Source organism: Rahnella sp. RcJ3 (assembly GCF_009498575.1).
GTDB classification, from domain to species: Bacteria; Pseudomonadota; Gammaproteobacteria; order Enterobacterales; family Enterobacteriaceae; genus Rahnella; species Rahnella aceris.
Window position 1 is genome coordinate 17,702 of sequence record NZ_QSNX01000011.1, and the last position, 267, is coordinate 17,968.

At 47.2% G+C, this 267-nt stretch carries 1 pseudogene; it reads right to left on the reverse strand.

The features are described from left to right. Nucleotides 1-267: pseudogene (locus DXU84_RS25155) on the reverse strand (hypothetical protein); the annotation flags it as partial.

Genomic DNA, 267 nt, shown 5'->3' on the forward strand with positions numbered 1-267 from the left:
CAGTTTTTTGGTGACGGAGAGGAGTTCATCAAAAACACTTAACAGATCGAAGACGTCCAGGCTGTCGATCACGCCGCGTAATTTCTCCTCGAGGAAACGGTAAGGGTTATAAATTTTCAGATACTTCAGCGCGCTGCGCGTGGCGGGCATATTCAGAAAATCGTTCAATAAGCCGATGGCGCCTTCAAGAGCACGGTAAAGCTGGCCGGGGTTGTTTAGCTGATCCAGATGACTTTTGCGCAAATACAAAAACAGGACTTTAAATCC